18 protein-coding genes and 1 tRNA gene are annotated in these 20,932 nt (G+C 70.4%); 9 read left to right on the top strand and 10 right to left on the bottom strand.

The window, feature by feature from the left end; all coding sequences use genetic code 11:
• Positions 1–257 precede the first annotated feature (257 nt).
• Positions 258–1,340, top strand: a complete 1,083-nt coding sequence (locus Q0588_RS00455; RefSeq protein WP_298742769.1) for a hypothetical protein — start codon at positions 258–260, stop codon at positions 1,338–1,340.
• Here Q0588_RS00455 and Q0588_RS00460 read toward each other — a convergent pair.
• The 5 genes from Q0588_RS00460 to tsaD form a co-directional block, all read right to left on the bottom strand.
• On the bottom strand, positions 1,320–1,829 hold the full coding sequence (locus Q0588_RS00460) for a hypothetical protein (RefSeq protein WP_298742770.1): 510 nt from the start codon (positions 1,827–1,829) through the stop codon (positions 1,320–1,322). The genes Q0588_RS00455 and Q0588_RS00460 overlap by 21 nt on opposite strands.
• On the bottom strand, positions 1,813–3,663 hold the full coding sequence (locus tag Q0588_RS00465; RefSeq protein ID WP_298742771.1) for a Z1 domain-containing protein: 1,851 nt from the start codon (positions 3,661–3,663) through the stop codon (positions 1,813–1,815). The genes Q0588_RS00460 and Q0588_RS00465 overlap by 17 nt, the downstream gene beginning before the upstream one ends.
• Before the next feature lie 1,022 nt (positions 3,664–4,685).
• Positions 4,686–5,048, bottom strand: a complete 363-nt coding sequence (locus tag Q0588_RS00470) for a Rieske (2Fe-2S) protein (RefSeq protein ID WP_298742772.1) — start codon at positions 5,046–5,048, stop codon at positions 4,686–4,688.
• Complete coding sequence (locus Q0588_RS00475; protein ID WP_298742773.1) at positions 5,045–6,043, bottom strand: NAD(P)H-dependent glycerol-3-phosphate dehydrogenase; 999 nt, start codon at positions 6,041–6,043, stop codon at positions 5,045–5,047. The genes Q0588_RS00470 and Q0588_RS00475 overlap by 4 nt, the downstream gene beginning before the upstream one ends.
• Positions 6,044–6,051: 8 nt before the next feature.
• A complete protein-coding gene (tsaD, locus tag Q0588_RS00480; protein WP_298742775.1) occupies positions 6,052–7,224 on the bottom strand; it encodes a tRNA (adenosine(37)-N6)-threonylcarbamoyltransferase complex transferase subunit TsaD in 1,173 nt (390 codons plus the stop codon).
• Positions 7,225–7,269: 45 nt separating this feature from the next.
• On the opposite strand from tsaD, the gene hemC reads away from it, so the two are divergent.
• From hemC to lpdA, 6 genes are all read left to right on the top strand, one after another.
• The gene (gene hemC, locus Q0588_RS00485; RefSeq protein ID WP_298742776.1) at positions 7,270–8,220 is read left to right on the top strand and encodes a hydroxymethylbilane synthase; all 951 of its coding nucleotides are present in this window, start codon (positions 7,270–7,272) and stop codon (positions 8,218–8,220) included.
• A gap of 20 nt (positions 8,221–8,240) precedes the next feature.
• The gene (locus Q0588_RS00490; protein WP_298742802.1) at positions 8,241–8,900 is read left to right on the top strand and encodes a uroporphyrinogen-III synthase; all 660 of its coding nucleotides are present in this window, start codon (positions 8,241–8,243) and stop codon (positions 8,898–8,900) included.
• 39 nt (positions 8,901–8,939) lie between these two features.
• Positions 8,940–9,015, top strand: a tRNA-Thr gene (locus Q0588_RS00495).
• Between the two features lie 192 nt (positions 9,016–9,207).
• A complete protein-coding gene (locus Q0588_RS00500; protein ID WP_298742777.1) occupies positions 9,208–10,992 on the top strand; it encodes an ATP-binding protein in 1,785 nt (594 codons plus the stop codon).
• Between the two features lie 67 nt (positions 10,993–11,059).
• Complete coding sequence (locus Q0588_RS00505) at positions 11,060–11,539, top strand: hypothetical protein (protein ID WP_298742778.1); 480 nt, start codon at positions 11,060–11,062, stop codon at positions 11,537–11,539.
• Between the two features lie 226 nt (positions 11,540–11,765).
• The gene (gene lpdA / locus Q0588_RS00510; RefSeq protein WP_298742779.1) at positions 11,766–13,187 is read left to right on the top strand and encodes a dihydrolipoyl dehydrogenase; all 1,422 of its coding nucleotides are present in this window, start codon (positions 11,766–11,768) and stop codon (positions 13,185–13,187) included.
• A 6-nt stretch (positions 13,188–13,193) separates the two neighbouring features.
• On the opposite strand, the gene Q0588_RS00515 is transcribed toward lpdA, so the two are convergent.
• A complete protein-coding gene (locus Q0588_RS00515; protein ID WP_298742780.1) occupies positions 13,194–14,162 on the bottom strand; it encodes an aspartyl protease family protein in 969 nt (322 codons plus the stop codon).
• 234 nt (positions 14,163–14,396) lie between these two features.
• Here Q0588_RS00515 and Q0588_RS00520 point away from each other — a divergent pair, with 234 nt between their 5' ends.
• A complete protein-coding gene (locus tag Q0588_RS00520; RefSeq protein WP_298742781.1) occupies positions 14,397–14,819 on the top strand; it encodes a hypothetical protein in 423 nt (140 codons plus the stop codon).
• Positions 14,820–14,849: 30 nt separating this feature from the next.
• Here the strand turns inward: Q0588_RS00520 and Q0588_RS00525 are convergent, their stop codons facing one another.
• Genes Q0588_RS00525 through fsa form a run of 3 tightly spaced genes read right to left on the bottom strand, consistent with a single transcriptional unit; the run spans position 14,850 to position 17,136 of the window.
• Positions 14,850–15,779: a tyrosine recombinase XerC gene (locus Q0588_RS00525; RefSeq protein ID WP_298742782.1), complete on the bottom strand. Its 930-nt coding sequence runs from the start codon at positions 15,777–15,779 to the stop codon at positions 14,850–14,852.
• Entirely contained in the window at positions 15,764–16,462 is a 699-nt protein-coding gene (locus Q0588_RS00530) for a DUF484 family protein (RefSeq protein ID WP_298742783.1), read from the bottom strand. Before Q0588_RS00530 ends, Q0588_RS00525 begins: the two co-directional genes overlap by 16 nt.
• A 20-nt stretch (positions 16,463–16,482) precedes the next feature.
• Complete coding sequence (gene fsa, locus Q0588_RS00535; RefSeq protein WP_298742785.1) at positions 16,483–17,136, bottom strand: fructose-6-phosphate aldolase; 654 nt, start codon at positions 17,134–17,136, stop codon at positions 16,483–16,485.
• 246 nt (positions 17,137–17,382) lie between these two features.
• Here fsa and Q0588_RS00540 point away from each other — a divergent pair, with 246 nt between their 5' ends.
• The gene (locus Q0588_RS00540; protein ID WP_298742787.1) at positions 17,383–19,545 is read left to right on the top strand and encodes a primosomal protein N'; all 2,163 of its coding nucleotides are present in this window, start codon (positions 17,383–17,385) and stop codon (positions 19,543–19,545) included.
• 541 nt (positions 19,546–20,086) lie between these two features.
• On the opposite strand, the gene Q0588_RS00545 is transcribed toward Q0588_RS00540, so the two are convergent.
• Positions 20,087–20,929 carry a TerC family protein gene (locus Q0588_RS00545; RefSeq protein WP_298742788.1) on the bottom strand — a complete coding sequence of 281 codons (843 nt, stop codon included), beginning with the start codon at positions 20,927–20,929 and terminating at the stop codon, positions 20,087–20,089.
• Positions 20,930–20,932: the final 3 nt, after the last annotated feature.

Raw genomic sequence — 20,932 nt, forward strand, 5'->3', positions numbered from 1 at the left:
CGGGTGATGGAGGGGGCGGCGGAACCGGCCGTGGCGCCGAGCGTGCCGCTGGTGGTGGAGGCGCGGGCGGCGGGGAACTGGAACGAGGCGCATTAGGGGGACAACCAATCGTGGCCAAGTGCCCCGCTCCGCTCTATTACCGGTCGGGGAGCGCAATCATGACACGGCCAGTCCACCCTTTTCCCGCCAGAATGGCTCCTGGACTGGCGCTCGATAGCCTTGCCTCGTTACCGCCTGGGAGCGTGGTCCTTGATCCGATGAGCGGTTCCGGAACGGTTCTGCGACAGGCGGCTGAGCTCGGCCACATTGCCCTTGGATATGATGTCGATCCCTTAGCCGTCTTGATGGCGCGTGTTTGGACGACGCCGGTTGATGATGCATGCATAGGCCGGATGTACAATCGCCTAACTGCGTTAGTGCAGGAGCGAGATTTCGTTGTTCCTGAATGGCTTACCGATGCGGAAACGTCGAAGTTCGTTTCGTACTGGTTCGGACCACCACAAGCTACCGCGCTCACCCGGTTGGCGGCAGGGATTACCAAACTCGATCAGGATGATCTGTTGCCCACTGAAGTAGGTGCCCTCGACGTTCTGAAGCTCAACCTGAGTCGGATTGTCGTGACGAAGGAGCAGGCCGCCTCCCTTGCGAGAGACACGTCTCACAGTCGACCTCACCGGACGTCCCTTAAATCAAAGTATGACGTTCTCAGTGGCTACGACAGATCGCTTAAGACGCTTCGTAACCGCCTTCTCTTGGCGCCGCCTCCAGGCTCCACCGATGTATCGCTTGGCGATGCCCGCCGTTTAATCAGCGTCGGCGGCGCTTCAGTCGATGCAGTAGTCACATCGCCGCCCTACCTAAATGCGATCGATTACCTCCGTGGTCACCGGCTAGCTCTCGTGTGGTTGGGATGGACGATCTCGGAGCTGCGTTCCATTCGGTCCAACAGCATTGGGTCTGAACGCCGCCCAGACGCCGAAGTTGAGGACAAAGCCCTAGACAGCTTGGTGTCTTCCATCGTTGCGGCAGACCTTCTTCCTGCTCGGTATCTTAGTATGATCCGGCGCTATGCCGTTGATCTCCGCGAGATGATGCGTGAGGTCGCCCGTGTCCTGAAGCCCGGCGGTCAGGCCACCTTCGTCGTCGGAAACTCCTGCCTGAAAGGCGTCTTTGTGAAGAACGCAGAAGGGGTCGCCTCGGCCGCCAAGCTGTTCGGACTTACGGAGGTGGCTCGGGCTGAACGGGAATTGCCACAAGCGAGCCGCTATTTACCGGTCACAGGCGAGGCGCTGGCCAAGCGAATGCGGACCGAAACGGTTCTAACCTTCGCCGCCGGCTAGAACGTTGCGGCTATCAGCCGTGATCTGCGATCGCGTTCCGCCCATCAAGTTAAGATCCTCGACCAAGGCGGCGAGCCCTTTAGGCCGCTTGATGGGTAGGCTGCCGGAACCGTTCACGGTGTACCACTGGCCGCGTCGCCTATCGATCCTTAGCCAGGCCTGTTCGGAGTTTGCCACCGTTATAAGCGCCGCCACCTCATCCAGCGTCAGGCACACCATGCCGTCGGTATGGCAGACCAAGACCAGATAAACTTGGGCGTACGTTTCCCGCAGCGTAAGCAGCTCAGCGAAGTTTTGACGGGTAAATGTAAACGACCAAGGGTGAAGTCGCTGGCTCGAATGTTTTATCTGGAGGCCGATGCGACCGTTCAGGACGTATGAGGACAGTCGTCCGGCCCCGGATAGCTCGTCTATAGATACGGGTACGAGCAACTCGTGAACGAGATCGGCCAGAACGGCCCCATGGTACAGCTTATATTCTGGTATCATTCGAAGTGTTCTTTATAAACTGGATAGAGCCTGCAAACTTGTAAAAGAGGCGCGCCTTGCCTTCGCTGTTATGGATCACGAAAAGGTGGTGCGTGGCTTGCGGGTGCTTCTCGATCTGACTCTTGCCGATAAAGCCGCGCCGGCGCGTTATTTTCGCTTTGTCGATATCCGGCCCGTCCGTGTAGCCGGAGATGCTGATTGGTTTGTGGATCGCGACAGAGAACGCCGATGTCGAGGTCTGCTTGATGTATCGAAGCAGATAGTCAGGAAACGCCGTCGGTCCGAGACGGGCCGCCAACTCATCCAAGGAATTGCCGGACCCGATCGAAAAAACCGCCTCGACTTCAGTTGAGTAGGTGAAAAGCGTGAATGACATTTCTCCACGGTCGAGATCCACCGTTGACCTGTCGATGCTGGCGCTCGAGACCGCTTGGATACGGTCGTCGCCGAGCCAAACCAAAGATCCCAAGTTTTCACGGATCGCAGCTAGCGCTAGGCGGTGGAACACGAAACATCTGTGCCAATCGAGATACAGAGTTTCCGGCATGGTTAGCTCAAAGAAAGGTAGATAATTTCCTCTGCTTCCGAACATTCTGGCTCGCTGAATGTAAGTGTCTTGTTGGATTTTATGCTTCACATCCCGTGTGAAGAACATAGCGAGCAAATTATCGAGAGTCACGCCACGCGATACGATATTTCCACCAATTATGATTGTGAACAGGCTGCTTGGGCTCGTGGCGGCGGAGGAATTGTTCTTCCAGTCTCGCTCGCTGTTCAGGATAACAATGGCGTTCCGTGAGATATTCTTTAGAATGTACCAAGTTATGCGATTAGGGTCTGCATCGGGGAAACGCTTCTGGGTCAACTCCCAGATATAGCGGGTGTAGCTCTCAAAGTCTTTTTCCTGCTTGACCAGGGTGGTTAGAGCTTGGTGCATCGTGCTCCAGTCGCTCTTATGATCTACCTTCTTCCCGCTCGTATGGACGAGTAGTGAGTAGTTCTTTTCCGTCCCTGGATGGCCGTACAAATTCAGGTAGGCGGCGTTCACTAGGAAACCGAATAGCGCTTGCCGCGGGTATTTCGGCTCAGATCCTGCGTCCGGAAGCAACGTTCTGATGTAGTTGATATTTCCGTCGATCGGAAAGAAGGTATCTTGCCCCGTATATTTTGAATGGGGTGGAAAATTGACCCAAAGTCCGGAATCATTTTCGAACGTATTGTTCAAATCGAGACGGGCTGGTGTGGCTGTAACTCCTATATAGTAACCCGTACTTCCAATCATTTCTGATATCAGCGCATTGATCTTTGTCTTCTCGCCCTTATTCACCTTGGCATTCGGGGAGGCGTAGTCGGCCTCATCATCGATAACCACTACGGCCTTCATGCCGGCAATCTTGTCCAAGAGCTTTCGAAGATCGCTCCCATTCTTCTTGCAGAAAATTACGTGGCTCTGTCCGTCAAGCTTTATGGCGGGGTCCAAAATCTCGCTGAAATTACGAGCCGCAGGCGCCAAACCGGAAGTCTTAAAGCGTCCGAGATTCTGGCCCAGAAGATCGACGCTGTCGTTCAGCAGATGCACGATGAAGGCGTGGCCTTCGTCGAGAAGTTTAGCGGTCAAGCAGATCATCATCTCGGTCTTGCCGCTCTGCGGCTCGCCGTAGATTACGAATGATCGACCACCCTCCTGCATGCTGCGGAGTGCGCCTTGCACCGCTTGTTCGATGCAAATGACCTCTTTGCCGCCACTGGTCAGTCTCGCCAGTTGTTGTTCGTACTCGTCCGATGACGAGCGAACTTGCGTAAACCGCGAAATATCAAACGTGCGTTCAGCCATGTCCGCGCCCATCCCTCTTTCTGGAGAGAGTATGCGATCATTGTTCGCTCAGCGGTAGCACGTTTTCCGACGCACCCGGCGTGAGCCCGACGCCGGCGCGTAGGGATCGCGGACCGTGGGGCCCACCTCCTTCCAGTCTGCGGCCGTGTGATCGGGATTACGTCGGGTTATGGATTGTTGGGCGCTACCGTCCGGCGCGCAGGGCCTCGCTGCCTGAGCTTCGCCCCCATCCCACCCTTCTCAGCTCGATCGCCGCCGCCTGCTTGGAGGATGGCGGCGGGGCAGGCGCGGTCGATCCCGGCCAGCAGGGCGCGGAGGCCGGCGCGGCCGTCGGCGCTGGCCAGGTCGAGGCCCCTCAGGGAGTCGCGCAGGCGGGCGGCGGGCTCGGACGGCGGCGTCTGCATGGGGAACTCCGGTGAAACTGATGGCCGCCCCGGGGGCCGGTCAGCGGGGCCGGCGGGGCGGGGGCAAGGGGATGTTCGCGGTTTGTTCGCGGCGTCCACAGGCGGCGCGCGTCTCCTCCCTGTCGCGCAGCGATGGCGTTCGCCGGTGCATCACGGCGAACACGACGAAGGCCACAACGGACACGACGGGACCGAGCTTCGTCACGTCCCCGCGGGCCCTTGCCCGCCTTCATGTCCCCTTGCGTCTCCCTGACGGGAGCCGCCGGCCCGCCGGCCCCGTCGTGTCCGTCGTGGTTCGCGTCGTGCCCGTTGTGATGAACCTCCCCCTCCCGAAGGCCCATGACGCTGTGCCGGCAATCCGCGAAATTATAGTCGGATAACGGAGACGATCCCCCGCCTTTTCAGCCGCCTGGCCGAAACCAAAGCCGATCTTCCCGCCGCATCGGAAAACCGGTCCATACTCCGCCCCGGTCTTTGACAATCGCATCGCCGTCCCGCCGCCCGAGGCGCGCCCGGCTCACCCTCCCGGCCCGGGCGCCGACCCTGCCGACTCTGACACAGCGAATTCCGGCGCCGACCCTGCCGACCCTGCCGACTCCGCCACACCAATTTTCCGGTTCAGGCCGTCCGGACCATCCCGCCGCTGACCGTCACCGGCCAGGGCGTCAGCCGCCCGCCGGCGCAGGGGCCGCCGGTGCACAGGCCGGTCAGGGGCTCGAACACGGCCCCGTGCCAGCCGCACAGGATCCGCCCGCCGTCGGGGGTCAGATAGCGGTCCAGCTCCAGCGCCAGCGGAAAGCCCTGGTGCGGGCAGCGGTCGACCCAGCCGGCCACCTCGCCGGCCTGGCGGACCACGAAGCCGTGGAAGAAGGCCTCGCCGATCTGCAGCACGAAGCTGCGGGCGCCCGGGTCGGCCAGTTCGGCCTCGGGGCACAGGGGCACGTCCGGCGGGGTGGCCCGGACGCGGGGCCGGTCGCTCAATGCCGCTCGGCCTTGAGCGGGCGCGACAGCAGGGCGTCGATCATGGCCCCGACCGTGGTCTCGCCGGCCAGCACGTCGGCCACGGCCAGGGAGATGGGCATGTCGACCCCGGTCCGGGCGGCCAGCTCGCGCACGGCGGGGGCGGACTCATAGCCCTCGGCCACCGAACGCTTGCCGGCCAGGGCCTGTTCGACGCTCTGGCCCTGGCCGAGGGCGAGGCCGAGGCTCATGTTGCGCGACTGGGGGCTGGAGCAGGTCAGGACCAGGTCGCCGAGGCCGCACAGGCCGGCCACGGTCTCGGCCTGGCCGCCGAGGGCCACGCCCATCCGGGTCATCTCGGCGAAGCCGCGGGTGATCAGGGCGGCGTGGGCGCTGCGCCCCAGGCCGCGGCCCTCGCTGATGCCGCAGGCGATGGCCAGCACGTTCTTGATCGCCCCGCCGACCTCGGCCCCGATCAGGTCGCCGGCCAGATAGGGGCGGAAGGCGGGGGCCGACAGGGTCTCCATCAGGGCCTCGCCGAGGGCGGTGTCGGCGCAGGCCAGGGTGACGGCGCTGGGCAGGCCGCGGGCCACCTCGGCGGCGAAGCTGGGGCCGGACAGGACGGCGGCCGGGGCGCCGGGCAGGGTCTCGGCCAGCACCTCGGTCATCAGCTTCAGCGAGCCGCGCTCGATGCCCTTGGAGCAGAGGATCACCGGCACGCCGGGGCGGTGGTGCGGGGCGAAGGCGGTCAGGGTCGAGCGCATGTGCTGGGCCGGGGGCACGGCGAGGATCAGGTCGCATTGGGCCAGGTCGGCCAGGTCGGCGGTGACCGAGACCCGGCTGTCGAGCACCACCCCGGGCAGGAACAGTTCGTTGACGCGGCGGGCGCGGATGCTGTCGGCCACCTCGGGCTCGCGCGCCTGCAGCAGGACGTCGAGCCCCGCCCAGCCGGCCACCTGGGCCAGGGCCGTGCCCCAGGCCCCCGCCCCGATCACTCCCGCCGTGCGAAATTCCATGCCCGCTCCTATGATTTCGCGCCCTTGCGGCCCGGCCGGTGGGTCGGATCGGCGAGGGCGCTCGCCTCGTCCAGCGGCCAGCGCGGCCGGGCGACGGCGTCGATGTCGGAGGTCCAACCCTTCCGCAGCCGTTCCGCTCCCGCCAGGGCGATCATCGCCGCATTGTCGGTGCAGTAGGCCATCGGCGGGGCGAGGAAGGCGAATCCGTTCCTCGCCGCCACGGCTTCCAGCGTGGCGCGGACGGTGCGGTTGGCCGCCACCCCGCCGGCCACCACGAACAGTCTTTGCTTCCCTATCGTCTCGTCCGCGGGACGAGACTGCTTGAGGGGTCGGCCGTGCCGCTCCGCCCAGGCCTTCATGGCCCGGTCGGAACGGTCGCTCAGCTGGCGGGCGATGGCGTCCTGCACGGCGGCGGCGAGATCGGCGCGGTCCCGGTCGGTCTCGCAGGCGTGGGCCAGGCGCGAGGCGGCGGTCTTCAGGCCGGAGAAGGAGAAGTCGCAGTCCTTGCGGCCCGCCAACGCGCGCGGCAGGTCGAAACGGGAGGCGTCGCCGGTCTCGGCCAGCCGCTCCAGGGCCGGGCCGCCGGGGTAGCCGAGGCCGAGCGCCTTGGCGATCTTGTCGAAGGCCTCGCCGGCGGCGTCGTCGATGGTCGTGCCCAGCCGGGTCATGTCGCCGATGCCGCGCACCTCGAGCAGCTGGCAGTGGCCGCCCGAGACCAGCAGCAGCAGGAAGGGATAGTCGACCGGCCGGCCCAGCCGGGCCGAGACCGCGTGGCCCTCGAGATGGTTGACGGCGACCAGCGGCAGGCCCCGCGCCAGGGCCACGGCCTTGCCGAAGCTGAGGCCGACCATGACGCCGCCGACCAGACCGGGCCCGGCCGTGGCCGCCACCCCATCGAGGCCGTCATAGCCGATACCGGCCTCGGCCATGGCCCGGGCCGTCACCCCGGCGATCATCTCGACATGGCTGCGGGCGGCGATCTCGGGGACGACGCCGCCATAGGCCGCATGGTCGTCGATCTGGCTGTGCACCACCGAGGACAGCACCGTCGCGGCGCCGCCGGGCGTCAGCCGCACCACCGAGGCGGCGGTCTCGTCGCAGCTGGTCTCGAGGCCGAGCACGGTCAGGTCGCGCGCGGTTGCCGGGCTCCCCTGGCTGCTATAGTCGGCGGACCTGTCCATCGGGTCGAGGTAAAGGCCCCGACCCCCCGGCGCAACGGCTGTCTCATGGCTCCTCTCGTCCGCATCGGCACGCGCCGCTCGAAACTGGCCCTGACCCAGTCGGGCCTGATGCAGCGCGCCATCGGCCGGGCCCTGGGCGTGGCCGAGGCCGATCTGGCCGAAGCCGTGCCGCTGGTCGAGATCGTCACCACCGGCGACCGGGTGCAGGACCGCCGGCTGATGGAGATCGGCGGCAAGGCCCTGTTCACCAAGGAGATCGAGGAGGCGCTGCTGGACGGCCGCGTCGACGTGGCCGTGCATTCGATGAAGGACGTCCCGGCCGAACAGCCGGCCGGCCTGTGCATCGCCGCCACGCCGCCGCGCGAGGACCCCCGCGACGCCTTCGTCAGCGAGGCCTTCGCCAGTTTCGCGGAGCTTCCGGCGGGGGCGCGGCTGGGCACCGCCTCGCTGCGGCGCCAGGCCCAGGCGCTGGCGCTGCGGCCGGACCTGCGGATCGAGATGCTGCGCGGCAATGTCGACACCCGGCTGCGCAAACTGGCCGACGGCGGCTTCGACGCCATCCTGCTGGCCGCGGCCGGGCTGAACCGGCTCGGCTTCGACGGCGTGATCCGCCAGCGGCTGGCGCTGGACGACTTCCTGCCCGCCCCGGGCCAGGGGGCGCTGGCCCTGCAGACCCGGGCCGACGACCGGGACGCGGCCTGGGTGGCGGCCCTGGACGATCCGGCCACGGCGCTGGCGGTGGCGGCGGAGCGGGGGGCGATGACGGCGCTGGAGGGCTCGTGCCGCACCGCCGTCGGGGCCCATGCGGAGATCGCCGCCGGCCAGCTCAGGCTGACCACGGAGATGCTGGCGCCCGACGGCTCGGCCCGCTGGCGCCGCGCCGGCGAGATCGGCGACGTTGAGGCCGCCGACGCGACGGCCCGGGCCCGGGCCCTGGGTCTGCGGCTGGGCGCCGAGGTGCGGACCGCGGCGGGCGACCCGGGGGTCGGGCCCTGAGGCCGGTCCGCCGCGTCTGGATCACCCGCGCCGAACCGGGCGCGACGCGCACCGCCGCCCGCCTCGAGGCGCTGGGGTTCGAGCCGGTCGTCGCGCCGCTGCTGGCCATACGGCCGCTGGCGCAGGCGGAGCCTGACCTCGGCGGCGTCGCCGCCCTGGCCTTCGCCAGCCGCAACGGGGTCGAGGCCTTCGCGGCCCTGTCGGCGGACCGGTCCCTGCCGGTGTTCACGGTCGGCGACGCCACCGCCGGGGCGGCGGCGGCGGCGGGCTTCGGCCCGGTCCGCTCGGCGGCCGGCGACCTGGGCGAGCTGGCCCGGCTGCTGGCCGCGGCGACGCCCGGCCCGGTGCTGGCCCCGGGGGCGCGGGAGCCGTCCGGCGATCTGGCGGCGATGCTGGCCGGCCGCCTCGAGGTCCGCGCCCTGCCGGTCTATGAGGCCGTCGAGACCGGAGCCCCGGTCCCGGCCGCGTTCGACGCCGTGCTGGTCCATTCGCCCCGGGCCGGCGGGGCCCTGGCGGCGCTGCTGACTGTCGGAGGGTCCGGGGGACAGACCGCCGTCGCCATTTCGGAGGCCGCCGCCGTGCCGTTGGGCGCCGTCCGCGGCCTCGACATCCGCATCGCCGCCCGCCCGGACGAGGCGGCGCTGTGCGAGGCGCTTGGCAAGCCCGCCCCCCGCGTATAAAGAGCGCCTCTCGCGCGGGCGGCTTTCCGCCGCGCCAGGGCCGCTTTAGCTCAGCTGGTAGAGCATCGCATTCGTAATGCGGGGGTCAGGTGTTCGAGTCACCTAAGCGGCACCATATCTTTTTTCAGCATTGAACGGTGGGGCGGTCCGCGGCCGGGCCGGGCGGAAATAAGACGGTCCCGCGGTGGACGGGCCGGAGCCGACGGTCTAGTCGCCTCGACGGCGAAACCGGCCTGTCGCGGTTCGCCGTTTGCAGGGTGTGGCCCGAACGGCGCCGCGGGGCGCCAGAACGGGACAGTCGGGACGCATGTTTCTGGAAGGCCAGGTCAACTGGGTGTGGTTTCTGGGCGGTCTGGCCGCCGCCGGCTGGGCCGTCGGCCTGGTCGGCCTGTGGCTCGCCGCCGCCAGCCGGTCGCGGCACGTCGACGCCTCGGGGCGGCTCGACCTGGTCCAGCGCGTCGCCGAGGATTCCCAGAAACGGCTGTTCGAGACCCTGAACGCCATCCCGGTGGCCCTGGTCGAGACCGACCGGCAGGGCAAGTTCGTGTTCGCCAACCGGGCCGCGCACCAGCTGCTGGGCCGCCGTGACGCCGAGCTGATCGGCCTGCGCTTCCACTCGGCCACCTGGGGCATCACCTTTCCCGACGGCCGGCCCATTCCGCCCGACCTGCTGCCCAGCGCGCGGGCGCTGAGGGGGCAGACGGTCCGGGGCTTCCAGCATCTGCTGGCCAACCCCGCCGCGCGGCGCAAGATGCTGGTCTCGGTCACGGCCATGCCGATCGAGAACGAGCTCGGCCAGATCACCGGCTCCACCGCCGCCATCGTCGAAACCGAGGGGCTGATCACGCCCGAGGCGGCGGTTCCCGAGCCGGCCCCGGACCAGGGGCTGACGCGGCGGGTGTTCGACGCGGCCGCCAGCGCCCTGGTCGTGGTCGGGCCCGACGGGCGGGTGCGCGAAGCCAACCGGACCGCCCTGCTGGTGCTGGGCCGCGACTCCGCCGAGGGCGATTTCGCCGACCTGTTCCTCGACGAGGACGAGCGCGTCGAGGGCCGGCAGTCGCTGCGCGCCGGCCTGGCCGCCCCGGCCGGAGAGGCCGCGCCGATCGTGTCGCGCCGCGGCGCGGCCGAGGGCATCCGCTGGTCGATGCTGCCGCTGAGCGACGCCGGCGGCCAGGTCGACGCCCTGCTGCTGGCGGGCGAACGGGCCGATCCGGCCCCGGCCGTCGTCGAGGTGGTCGAGGGCGCCGATCCGGCGGCCGTCCCGCAGGCCGGTGCCGACGAGGCCGTGCGCGCCGAGGCCGAGGCGGCCCGCGCCGCCGCCGCCCAGGCCCTGGCCGAGGCCGCCGCGGCCCGGGCCGAGGCCGACGCCGCCCGCGCCGCCGCCGAGCGGGTGCGGGCCGAGGCCGAGGCCGAACGGCAAGGCGGCCGGCGGATGGAGGCCGTGGGCCGGCTGACCGGCGGCCTGGCCCACGATTTCAACGCCGTGCTCGGGGTGATGACCGGGGCCCTGGACATGATGCTGCGCCAGGCCGACGACCCGGTCCGGGTCCGCCGGATCGGCCAGGCGGCCCTGGCGGCCGGCCGGAAGGGCGAAATGCTGACGCGGCGGCTGACCGCCTTTTCCCAGGGCGACGACGACCCGGCGTTGCGGGTCATGGACGCGGGCGTGCTGCTGCGCGGCATGGAAGGGCGGCTGCGCGAACTGGCCGGCTCCGGCGTCGACCTGATGATCGAGGGACCGGCCGAGGCCGCGCCGGCGCGGCTCGACCCGGTCACCTTCGAGGGCGCCGTCAAGGCGCTGACCCTCAATGCGGTCGAGGCGGTCGAGGGACAGGGGTCGGTGGCGATCCGGCTGGAGACCCTGCTGGAGGGCGGCCTGCGCCTCAGCGTCCGCGACAGCGGCCCGGGCATGGACCGCGACCTGGCGGCGCGGGCGATGGAGCCCTTCTTCACGACCCGCGAGGGCGCGGCGGGTCTGGGCCTGTCGCAGGCCTACGCCTTCGCCCGGCAATCGGGCGGGGTGCTGTCGATCGACACCCAGCCGGGCCAGGGCGCGGAGGTCTCGATCACCCTGCCCGCGGCCGCGGCCTGAGATCCGCGCCGCTGGCGCCGCCGCCCCGGCGGTGTACAATGGTTAACAAAACATGGGAGGCCCGGTGATGAAATTGCTGCGTTTCGTCGTGGTGGCGGCCGTTCTCGCCTATGCCGGCTGGCTGGCCTGGCCGTTTCTGTCGCCCTTCATCGAAGGCGCCGCGCCCGGGGCGGCCGTGGCCCGGGCCGGGGCGGAGGCGCAGGGCGGCGGCGAGCTGTTCGGCTTGCTTCCGGCCTGGGCGCTGTGGACCGCGGCCATCGGCCTCTATGTGATCTCGGCCCTGATGCTCGGGGCCGGCGACGGCCGGGCGGCGGCGGCCTATTTCCTGGCCTTCGCCGCCGACGCGGCCCTGCGGCTGGCGCTGGACCGGCGGGGCGGCGAGGCGGCCCTCCCGGGACCGGCCCCGATGGCCGCGCCCGAGGGCCTGGCCCTGCCGGCGGACCCGGTCTGGCTGACCCTGGCGGCCCTGGCCGGCCTGGGCGTGCTGGTCGTGATCGCCGGGCGGCGCATCCGCCGCCGCCGGACGCCGGGCCAGCTCGCCTACTAGAACCTGATCGGTTGAGGAGGACTCGCTTCGCGATTCCGCCGATGCCGTGAATCAGGCTCCAGTCTAATGCTGGAGCGAAGATCTGGGTTTGGACGCGATCGCGTCCAAACCGATTTCGCTCCAGCGACGCGGCCGGGCCCCTATATCGGCCGGGACGGTTGACGCGCCCCCGCGCGCCGCTAGGTTCCGCGCGCTCCCCCGCGCGCCCCACTGAACGAGAGACCCGATGGCCGAAGCCGCCTCCCCCAGCGCCGCCTATGACGTCGTCATCATCGGCGGCGGGCCGGGCGGCTACAACGCCGCCATCCGGGCCGGGCAGCTGGGGCTGAAGGCGGCCTGCGTCGAGATGCGCGAGACCCTGGGCGGGACCTGCCTGAACGTCGGCTGCATGCCGTCCAAGGCGCTGCTGCACGCCTCCGAACTGTTCGAGGCGGCGACAAGGGAATTCCCGACCCTCGGCATCGAGATCGGCGCGCCGAAGCTGAACCTGGCGCAGATGATGAGCCAGAAGGCGGACAGCGTGACCGCCCTGACCAAGGGCATCGAATTCCTGTTCAAGAAGAACAAGGTCGACTGGGTGAAGGGCCGCGGGCGGATCGCCGGCGCGGGCCTGGTCGAGGTGACGGCCGCCGACGGCTCGACGTCGACCCTGTCGGCCAAGAATATCGTCATCGCCACCGGTTCGGAGCCGACGCCGCTGCCGGGCGTGGCCTTCGAGGACGACAAGGTGGTGGACTCGACCGGCGCCCTGTCGCTGCCGGCCGTGCCGAAGCACCTGATCGTCATCGGGGCCGGGATCATCGGCCTGGAGCTGGGCTCGGTGTGGCGCCGGCTGGGGGCCCAGGTGACGGTGGTCGAATATCTGGACCGCATCACCCCGGGCATGGACGCCGAGGTCGCCAGGGCCTTCCAGCGCGCCCTGGCCAAACAGGGCATGACGTTCAAGCTCGGCTCGAAGGTCGCCGGGGCGAAGACATCCAGGGACGGGGTCGAGCTGACCATCGAGCCGGCCGCCGGCGGCGCCGCCGGGACGCTCAAGGGCGACGTGGTTCTCGTGGCCATCGGTCGGCGTCCCTACACCGGGGGGCTGGGGCTGGAGACGGTCGGCGTCGAGCCCGACAGGCGCGGCTTCGTCGCCAACGATCATTTCAGGACCAGCGCCGGCGGGGTCTGGGTCATCGGCGACGCGACCCACGGGCCGATGCTGGCGCACAAGGCCGAGGAGGACGCCGTGGCGGTGATCGAACTGATCGCCGGCAAGGCCGGGCACGTCGACTACGACCTGGTGCCGAGCGTGGTCTACACCTCGCCGGAGGTGGCCTGGGTCGGCCGGACCGAGGACCAGCTGAAGGCGGAAGGCGTCGCCTACAGGAGCGGCAAATTCCCGTTCAGCGCCAACAGCCGCGCCAGGATCAACCACGAGACCGAGGGCTTTGTGAAGGTGCTGGCCGACGCGACCACCGACCGGGTCCTCGGGATCCACATCCTCGGCCCCCAGGCCGGGGAGATGATCGGCGAGGCCTGCGTGGCCATGGCCTTCGGCGGTTCGGCCGAGGACATCGCCCGCATCTGCCACCCGCACCCGACCCGCTCGGAAGCCGTCAAACAGGCGGCCATGGGCGTCGACGGCTGGACCATGCAGGCCTGAGCCGGATCAGTTCCGCAACCGGTCCTCGATGGTGGGGGGAGCCTGCCGGCGCAGGCCCTCGAACGACACCGCGCCGGCGGGGAAGTCCATGGTCACCCGCCGGAAGCGGCCGAGCAGGTCGGCGCCGATGAGCAGGGCCGGCCGGTCGGCCAGCCCGAGCACGCCGAAGCAGTGCAGGTCCGCGAACAGCAGGGGCGTCGAGCCGAGCCGGGCGCCGCCCAGACGCAGGTCGTCGACCCGGGCCAGGTCCGCCGACAGGCTCTGCCCGGTCACCCCGTAGAGGGGCACCGGGCGGACCAGCCGCTCGCCGCCGCGCCGCCGCGCCGCCACCGCCCGCCGCAGGGCGGTGTTGCCGATCGAATATTGCGCGCCGCTGTCGATGAAGGCGGCGGTCGGCTGGTCCTCGACCCTGACCCGGGTCAGGATCAGCTGGCCGAACCGGCCGCGCACCGAGCGCAGCCCGCCGCGGCGGATGCGCGTGCCGGTGTCCATGTCGGCCCCGCCCATCAGGATGCGCACGCCCCGGCGGCTCAGGCTGGCCGAACGGCGGACGACGTCGAAGGCGAGCCGGAAACGGCCGAGCACGTCGAGCCCGAGCAGGCCGTCGGCGCCCAGCTGGGCGGCCGGGAACACCGGGCAGCGCAGGTCGCGAAAGCCGAGGCCGCCGAGCAGCAGGCGATCGACGGCGACGCTCTCGGCCAGGGCGGCCGCGGTGACGCCGTGGACCAGCACCGGCCCCAGCGGCGGCAGGGCCAGCCGGGCGGCGACGCGGTCGCTCACCACGGTGGAGCCGGCCCCGGTGTCGATGACGAAGGTGAACGGCCCGCCGTCGTTGAGCGTCACCGCCGCCCCGACCCGGGTGAACAGGTTGGACAGCAGCGGGATCGGCTGCGGCGCGTCCGCCGGGGCGGGCGTCTCCTGGGCCAGGGCGAGCGCGGCCCCGGCGACGAAAGCACGACGATCCAGGCCCTGCATGGCGTTCCGTCCGGCGTCCCCCGTGGTCGCCCATCGCCACCTAAGCCCGCCGCGGCGATCCTGGCGAGTCCGGTTCGCCCGGGGCCGGATGCGCGTCGGTCCAGACCCGGCGCGCGAGACGGATTCGGCCCGGCCCGCCGCGACCGGGCGCGGGCCGCGATCTTTCGCGCCGGATCGCGCCGCCTCGGCCGTTGAAGTCAGCGACAGGGGACGAATCAGACAAGGAGATGTGAGATGAACAGACGTTTATTCGCGGTCGCCCTGGGGGCGGCGTCCATGACGCTGGCCGGCCTGGCCGCGCCGGCCCTGGCCCAGGACCGCGACGGCAATCCGCCGGGCCGCGCGGGCGGGCGCGGCACCAACTGGGAGAATCCCCCCGGTCCTCGTGGCGGGCCGGGCGCTTCGCCCAACCGGATCTTCCATCACGGCGGCGGCCGCCATGTGTTCGTGGCCCGGCCGGGCGGCTATTATTACAACGCCCGCTACGGCTACTGGCATCCGGTCCACGGCTGGTGGAACCAGGCCGCGCGCTGCTGGGCCGACCGCGACGGCAATCCGCCGGGCCGCGCCGGCGGGCGGGGCACCAACTGGGAAAATCCTCCCGGCTGGCGCGGCGGCCCCGGCGCCTCGCCGGACCGCTACGGCCGCTGCCGCTAGGGGAGAGGGCCCGCTCCGGCGGGCCTTCCTTCACGCCCGCGGATGGGCCGCCGAATAGGCCTCGAGCAGGCGGGCGGCGTCGACGGCGGTGTATTTCTGGGTGGTCGACAGGCTGGCGTGGCCGAGCAGCTCCTGGATCGAGCGCAGGTCGGCCCCGGCCCCGAGCAGGTGGGTGGCGAAGCTGTGGCGCAGGGCGTGGGGCGTGGCGCTGGCCGGCAGGCCGAGCCGGCCGCGCAGCCGCTGCACCGTGGCCTGGACCTGGCGCGGGCCGAGCGGGCCGCCGCGGCGGGCGCGGAACAGGGCGTCGCCGGGCGCCAGGGCGAAGGGCTGCAGGGCCAGATAGGCGTCGACCGCCTCGCGCACCGCCGGCAGCACCGGGGCCAGCCGGGTCTTGCCGCCCTTGCCGGCGACGCGCAGGGCCCCGGGCAGGGGGGCGTCGGCGCGGGTCAGCGACAGCCCTTCGGAAATGCGCAGGCCGCAGCCGTAGAGCAGGGTCAGGACGGCGCGGTCGCGGGCCGCCTCCCACGGCGGGGCGTCAGGCTCGGCGGCCGGCTCCTGGATCAGGCCGCGGGCCTGGTCCTCGCTGACCGGCCGGGGCAGGCCGGGCTTGAGGCGGGGGCCGCGGACCAGGGCCAGCCGGGGCGCGGCCACGCCGCAGCGGCGGTCGAGGAAGGCGTGGAAGGTGCGGATCGCCGACAGGGTCTGGCTGATCGAACGGGCCCCGAGGGGGCGTTCGCCGGAGCGGCGCTCGGCCAGGTGGGCGCGCAGCTCGGCCGGGGTGACGGCGCCGAGGTCGGCGAGCTGCTGCGCCCCGCCGCGGTGGCGTTCGAGGAAGGCGAGATACTGGCGGCCGATGTGGCCATAGGCCTCGACGGTCCGGGGTGACAGGCGGCGTTCGTGGGCCAGGTGCTCCAGCCAGGCGGCGAGGGCCTCGGGCGCGGTCATCAGAGGATGGGCCATCGTTCGGCCGTGCGCTCGACCACCCGGGCGATGAAGGCGACCAGTTCGCAGCCCATGGTCGGGGTGAAGCCGTCGGCCTCGGGCGAGCCGAAGGCGCACAGGGCCGGGCGCGGGCCCGAGGACTCGCCGGGGAAGACCGGGGCCATGCGGATCAGCGCCACCGACCTGACCGCCTCCGCGCCGGCCCCGAACAGGCCGAGGCCGTCGAAATGGGGCCCCAGCCAGGTCAGGCCGTGCTCGCCGAGCAGGCCGTCGACGCCGCCGGGGTCGAGGGCTCTCCAGCCGAACGGCACGGCGCCGGGCTTCTCCAGGCCGATGGCCGCGGCGGCGAGGCCGAAGCGGCCCTGGGCCGCCGCGTCGAGGCGGCGGGCGAGGTCGGAGGGGTTGCGCGCCTCCATCAGGTCGAGGGCGGCGACGTGGGTCTGGGTCTGGGCGGCGAAATTGGCGCGGGCCACGGCCTCGATGCGCTTGCGGGCGTCGGCCTCGCGCTCGGCGGCGGCCTCGAGCCGGGTCAGGGCGGCGCGGCCGAATTCGACGACATTGCGGCCGTGCGGCTTGAGGCCGATCTCCTCGAGCAGGGAGCGGTCGTCGAGCAGGGTCTGCGGATGGGCCTGCAGCCAGGCGCGGATTTCCGGCCAGTGCGGCCCGGCGGGTCCGGCGGAGAGGTCAGGCGATGCGCTCACGGACCTCTCCCCGAGGCAGGCTAGAGGATGGACTGGCCGGTCTTGCCCCAGTCCGCCAGGAAGGCATCAAGCCCCTTGTCGGTTAACGGGTGTTTGACCAGGGCCCTGAAAACATCGGCCGGGAGGGTGGCGGCGTCGGCGCCGGCGATGGCCGCGGCCGAGACGTGGGCCGGATTGCGCAGCGACGCGGCGAGGATTTGTGTCTCGAAGCCGTGCACATCGTACAGCACCCGGATTTCCTCCAGCAGGCCGACGCCGTCGGCGCCGTGATCCTCGAGCCGGCCGACGAAGGGCGACACGAAGGTCGCGCCGGCCTTGGCCGCGAGCATGGCCTGGGCGGCCGAGAAGCACAGGGTGACGTTGGTCTTGATCCCCTTGTCGGCGAAGGCCCGGGCGGCGCGCAGCCCGTCCCAGGTCAGGGGCAGCTTCACCACGACATTGGGGGCGATGGCGGCGAGCTTGTCGCCCTCCCTGACCATGGTCTCGAAATCGGTGGCCACGGCCTCGGCCGAGATCGGGCCCTCGACGAGGGCGCAAATCTCGGCGATGACCTCGGCGATGACGCGACCGGATTTGGCGATCAGCGAGGGATTGGTGGTGACGCCGTCCACCATGCCGGTGGGGACCATGTCCCGGATGACGGCGACGTCGGCGGTGTCGAGGAAGAGTTTCATGGGGGTGGGGTTTAGCGCCGGTCGAAGCGGAAGGCGAGATGTCTTCCTTCCGGTGGCGAAGCCTTCCGATTTGAGCCCTCCCCCTCGAGGGGGGAGGGTTGGGTGGGGGTGGACGCGCGGACCCGACCGGCTCACGTGGATGGCTCCGTCTTCATTTCGACAGCGCCTCTCGCGCCACGTTCCGAGACACCGTGCCTCCACCCCCATCCCCGGCCCTTCCCCCCTCGAGGGGGAAGGGAGAACAGCATGATCGTCGCCTCGGTCCTCATTCCCCTGCCGGTGCCTGAGGCCTTCGACTACGAGGTCCCCGAAGGCATGGAGGTGAGGCGGGGCGACCAGGTGGCCGTGCCGCTGGGGCCGCGGCTGCTGCGGGGCGTGGTGGCCGAGGTGCGCGAGACGACGGGATCGAACCGGCGGCTGAAGGCGGTGGCCGGGGTGCTGGACGATCCGCGCCTGCCCGGGCGGACCGTGGACTTCGTCGAGTGGGCGGCGCGCTGGACGCTGAGCCCGCCGGGGGAGATGGCCGCGGCGGCGCTGAAGGGGCTGCGGGCGCCCCGCCCCCGGCCCGAGCGGCGGGTGCGGCGGGTGGGGGAGCGGGTTCCGGCCCGGCCGACTCCGGCGCGGACGGCGGTGCTGGAGGCCTTGGGTCAGCGCGCCCTGCCGGGGCCGGAGCTGGCGCGGGCGGCGGGGGTGTCCTCGGGGGTGGTCAGGGGACTGGTCGACGAGGGGGTGCTGGAGGTGGTCGAGATCGCGGCGGTCGCGGCCTTCGATCCGCCCGATCCGGATCACGCCCCGGCGGGGCTGAACCCCGATCAGGCGGCGGCGGCGGAGGCGATCGCGGCGGCGACGGCCCGGGGCGGTTTCGCGCCCTTCCTGCTGGACGGGGTCACGGGGTCGGGCAAGACCGAGGCCTATCTGGAGGCGGCGGCGCGGACGCTGAAGGCCGATCCGGCGGCCCAGGTGCTGATCCTGCTGCCCGAGATCGCCCTCACTCAAGCATTGATCGAGCGGATCACCGACCGCTTCGGGGCGGCGCCGGCGGAGTGGCATTCGGGCGTGGCCCCGCCGCGCCGGCGGCGGGTCTGGGAGGCGGTGGCCGCCGGCCGCTGCAACATCGTGGTCGGGGCGAGGTCGGCCCTGTTCCTGCCCTATGCGAACCTGCGGCTGCTGGTCGTCGACGAGGAGCACGACGGCTCGTTCAAACAGGAGGAGGGGCTGGTCTATCACGGCCGCGACCTGGCCGTGGCCCGGGCGCGGATCGAGGCGGCGACGGTGGTGCTGGCCTCGGCCACGCCGTCGCTGGAGACGCTGTGGAACGTCCGTCACGGCCGCTACGGCTGGCTCAGGCTGGAGGCGCGGCACGGGGCGGCGGTGCTGCCGCGGATTTCTCTGCTCGACCTGAGGCAGGCCCCCCCCGATCCCCAGACCTGGCTGTCGCAGCCGCTGAGGGAGGCGATCGGGGAGACGCTGGCGCGGGGCGAGCAGACCCTGCTGTTCCTGAACCGGCGCGGCTATGCGCCGGTGGTGCTGTGCCGCGCCTGCGGCCACCGGATGACGGCCCCGGACACCGACAGCTGGCTGGTCGAGCACCGCTACACCGGGCGGCTGGTCTGCCACCTGACCGGCTTCACCATGGCGCGGCCGAAACACTGCCCGTCGTGCGGGGCCGAGGAGTCGCTGGTTCCGGTCGGGCCGGGGGTCGAGCGGGTCGAGGAGGAGGTGCGCCAGCTGTTCCCCGAGGCGCGGACGGCGGTGTTCAGCTCGGACACCGCGCCGGACGCGAAGTCGGCGCGGGCGCTGATCCAGACCATGGCCGAGGGCGGGATCGACATTCTGGTGGCGACCCAGGCGGCGGCCAAGGGCCACAATTTCCCGCACCTGACCCTGGTCGGGGTGGTCGACGCCGACCTCGGCCTGAGGGGCGGCGACCTGCGCGCGGCCGAGCGGACCTTTCAACTGTTGACCCAGGCGACGGGGCGGGCGGGCCGGGCGGACAAGCCGGGGCGGGCCATCCTGCAGACCTGGACGCCCGAGCATCCGGTGCTGCAGGCGCTGGCGGCGGGGGACCGGGACGCCTTCGTCGAGGCCGAGATGGCCGAGCGCGAGGCGGCCTCCCTGCCGCCCTGGGGCCGGCTGGCGGCGATCATCCTGTCGGGCGAGAACGCGGCGGCGGTGGACAAGGTGGCGCGCGAGCTGGCCGGTTCGATTCCCAACGCCGAACGGCTGGAGGTCTACGGCCCGGCCGACGCGCCGCTGGCCCTGGTGCGCGGGCGGCGGCGCAAGCGGCTGCTGGTGCGGGCCGACCGCGACGTCGACCTGCAGGCCTTCCTGCGGGCCTGGCTGGCGCGGGTGAAGGCGCCGGCCAGCGTGCGGCTGAACGTGGACGTGGATCCGTACAGCTTCCTGTAGGGTTTCGCCCGGGTGAAATCCCGAAAAACGGTGTGGCAGGGTCGGCAGAGTCGGCGCCGAGATTCGGTGTGGCAGAGTCGGCAGAGTCTGCATCGGCGCGCCTCGGGCGGTGCGGCGGGGATGGGATTGTCAAAGACCGGCGCCTGCCCGAGCGACAGGGCGAGCGGCATTATGCGCCCGCCGGCTTATCCGGATGGAAGATTGGTTTTAAAATAGGCGAAGTGACTGAAAAGGTGGGAGATCGCTCTCACAATCCGACCATGTTTTCGCGGATTGCCAGCACAGCGTCATGCGGCGAGCCGCGCTGGTTCATCACGAAGGGCACAAAGGAATTCACGAAGAACACGAAGGGGCTGGAGGGCCCGCGGCTCCCGGCAGGGAGACGCAAGCGATTGATGGCGGTCAAGGGCCCGCGGAAGAGAGGGCGTCCTCGCTCCCGTCGTGTCCTTCGCGCCCTTCTTCGAGCCCTTCGTGTTGAACCAGCCCAGGCCGCCGCCAGCGCGGCGGCCTGGAAGAAGGCTTCGGCCGGACGACCGTGCGCCTACACCCCCGGCTCGGCGGTCTCGGCCCTGTTGAGTTCGGCCCGGCGGGCCTCCAGCGCGGCCTGCTTTCGGGCGGCGGAGCGGCGGCCCATCATGTTGAGGCCCTCGACCAGGCCGGAGAAGGCCATGGCGGTGTAGATATAGCCCTTGGGCACATGGACGCCGAAGCCGTCGGCGATCAGCACCATGCCGATCATCAGCAGGAAGCCAAGGGCCAGCATGACCACGGTCGGATTCTTCTCGATGAAGTTCGCAAGCGGCGTCGAGGCCAGCAGCATGACGGTGACCGCGATGATGACGGCGACCATCATGATCGGCACATGATCGGTCATGCCGACGGCGGTCAGGATCGAGTCGACCGAGAACACCAGGTCGAGCAGGATGATCTGGAAGATGGCGGCCCCGGCGTTGTTGATGACCACCGCCTTCTTGTCGAGCAGGTCGTGGTCGGACGGGGTCGGATCGACGGTGTGGTGGATCTCCTTGGTCGCCTTCCACAACAGGAACAGGCCGCCGGCGATCAGGATCAGGTCGCGCCAGCTGAACGAGGTCTCGAACAGGGGCGCGCCGTGCTCGACCGGCCCGGTCAGGCCGAGATCGAAGACCGGATTGGTCAGGGCGACGATGACGCCGATCAGCGACAGCAGGGCCAGCCGCATGATCAGGGCCAGGCCGATGCCGATACGCCGGACCCGGGCGCGCTGCTCGACCGGCAGCTTGTTCGACAGGATCGAGATGAAGACCAGGTTGTCGATGCCCAGCACCACCTCCATGACGATCAGGGTCGCCAGCGCCAGCCAGGCGGCCGGGTCGGACAGCAGGGGAAGGATGGAGTCGAACATGGG

The organism is uncultured Brevundimonas sp. (assembly GCF_937870815.1).
GTDB lineage: Bacteria > Pseudomonadota > Alphaproteobacteria > Caulobacterales > Caulobacteraceae > Brevundimonas.

What these genes read in the sequence shown, in the direction of transcription:
- Q0588_RS00455 (WP_298742769.1), top strand. Translation starts at nt 258, where the DNA reads ATGAGCGGTTCCGGAACGGTTCTGCGACAGGCGGCTGAGCTCGGCCAC.
- Q0588_RS00460 (WP_298742770.1), bottom strand. Translation starts at nt 1,829, where the DNA reads ATGATACCAGAATATAAGCTGTACCATGGGGCCGTTCTGGCCGATCTC.
- Q0588_RS00465 (WP_298742771.1), bottom strand. Translation starts at nt 3,663, where the DNA reads ATGGCTGAACGCACGTTTGATATTTCGCGGTTTACGCAAGTTCGCTCG.
- Q0588_RS00475 (WP_298742773.1), bottom strand. Translation starts at nt 6,043, where the DNA reads ATGGAATTTCGCACGGCGGGAGTGATCGGGGCGGGGGCCTGGGGCACG.
- tsaD (WP_298742775.1), bottom strand. Translation starts at nt 7,224, where the DNA reads ATGGACAGGTCCGCCGACTATAGCAGCCAGGGGAGCCCGGCAACCGCG.
- hemC (WP_298742776.1), top strand. Translation starts at nt 7,270, where the DNA reads ATGGCTCCTCTCGTCCGCATCGGCACGCGCCGCTCGAAACTGGCCCTG.
- Q0588_RS00500 (WP_298742777.1), top strand. Translation starts at nt 9,208, where the DNA reads ATGTTTCTGGAAGGCCAGGTCAACTGGGTGTGGTTTCTGGGCGGTCTG.
- Q0588_RS00505 (WP_298742778.1), top strand. Translation starts at nt 11,060, where the DNA reads ATGAAATTGCTGCGTTTCGTCGTGGTGGCGGCCGTTCTCGCCTATGCC.
- lpdA (WP_298742779.1), top strand. Translation starts at nt 11,766, where the DNA reads ATGGCCGAAGCCGCCTCCCCCAGCGCCGCCTATGACGTCGTCATCATC.
- Q0588_RS00515 (WP_298742780.1), bottom strand. Translation starts at nt 14,162, where the DNA reads ATGCAGGGCCTGGATCGTCGTGCTTTCGTCGCCGGGGCCGCGCTCGCC.
- Q0588_RS00520 (WP_298742781.1), top strand. Translation starts at nt 14,397, where the DNA reads ATGAACAGACGTTTATTCGCGGTCGCCCTGGGGGCGGCGTCCATGACG.
- Q0588_RS00525 (WP_298742782.1), bottom strand. Translation starts at nt 15,779, where the DNA reads ATGGCCCATCCTCTGATGACCGCGCCCGAGGCCCTCGCCGCCTGGCTG.
- fsa (WP_298742785.1), bottom strand. Translation starts at nt 17,136, where the DNA reads ATGAAACTCTTCCTCGACACCGCCGACGTCGCCGTCATCCGGGACATG.
- Q0588_RS00540 (WP_298742787.1), top strand. Translation starts at nt 17,383, where the DNA reads ATGATCGTCGCCTCGGTCCTCATTCCCCTGCCGGTGCCTGAGGCCTTC.
- Q0588_RS00545 (WP_298742788.1), bottom strand. Translation starts at nt 20,929, where the DNA reads ATGTTCGACTCCATCCTTCCCCTGCTGTCCGACCCGGCCGCCTGGCTG.